The sequence below is a fragment of the Massilia sp. CT11-108 genome (assembly GCF_047302915.1).
In the GTDB taxonomy this organism is placed as follows: Bacteria; Pseudomonadota; Gammaproteobacteria; order Burkholderiales; family Burkholderiaceae_D; genus Telluria; species Telluria orientalis.
Genome location: NZ_JBKYMO010000991.1, coordinates 1 through 1021, shown reverse-complemented (window position 1 = coordinate 1021; position 1021 = coordinate 1). Strand labels below are relative to the sequence as shown.

Here is a 1021-nt window from a genome sequence, read left to right as displayed (position 1 = left end):
CCTTGGCGCTGGCCGCCTTGATGCCGCCGCCGTGGGGCGGTAAGCCGACGCCGACGAGCCTGGCCAGGGCCTGCGTCGATGGACTGGGCCATCTTGCCGCCGGCGGCTGGCTGCTCGACGAGTACGTCTGCACCGCCGACACGGCCAGCTACGCATGGTCGCGCCACGGTTCCACGCTGGACCTGCTGCGTGCCGAGGTGCCGGATGCCGTGTTCGACCTGGGCGGCGAGAAGGCCACCCTGGCCGTGCCGCTCCGGCTCGAACGGCGCCCGCCCGAGGCGCTGCTCGAACGCCGCGCATTGATGGAACCGATCATCTCCGAACTGCAACACATGGGCATCGCATTCAGGATCGCCAGCGTGCCTCCGGCCGCGGCGACGCAGCAGGCGCAGACGCAGACCCGGCCGCCCGCGCCGCAGTGGCAGGCGTATTCGTTCAGCTGCGACAGCCAGGGGCTGTTGCCCACGGCCCTGGCCGAACTGCTGGACCGGCCCGGCGTGCGTATCGACCGGATCGTCAACCGGGCCGGTCACTGGTCAATCGAAGGAGTCATGTATGTCAAATAAATCCCTCTGGTGCGCGCTGCTCGTGTCCCTGCTCGGCTGCGCCCACGCGTACGCCGATCCCACCGCCGAAAAGCTGAGCCGGATCGAAGGCGAGACGCTGCTGCTGAAGGCGCGCGAACGCCAGCTCGACGTGCAGGGCAGCATCCTCATGAAGCAGAACCAGATCGCCACGATCCAGGCGGCCACCACAGCGCTCACGCATGCGCCCGGCGCCGGCGATCCGCAGGTACGCGGCGTCGAGGGCGTGGGGCGCGCGGTGTTCGCGACTCTGCAACTGGGCGACGGCACCGTCATCGAGGTGCAGCCCGGCGACATGTTGCCGAAAGGGATGCGGGTGGTGTCGATCGCGCCGGGCAACGTCATCGTCAGCAAGGGCAAACAGCGGGTCCGCCTGGCGCAGGCGGCGCCGCCCCAGCTGCAATTCGGATCCGCCTTGCCGCTGCCGCCCGCGGTCC

General features: G+C 69.9%; 2 protein-coding genes. Both read left to right on the top strand.

Annotated elements, in window-relative coordinates:
* Positions 1-566, top strand: a 566-nt coding sequence (pilO2, locus tag ACEN88_RS32595) for a type 4b pilus protein PilO2 (RefSeq protein ID WP_413346392.1), incomplete at its 5' end; no start/stop codon positions are given.
* The coding region (gene pilP / locus ACEN88_RS32590; protein WP_413346390.1) for a type IV pilus biogenesis protein PilP at positions 556-1021 on the top strand (466 nt) is incomplete at its 3' end. The genes pilO2 and pilP, both read left to right, overlap by 11 nt.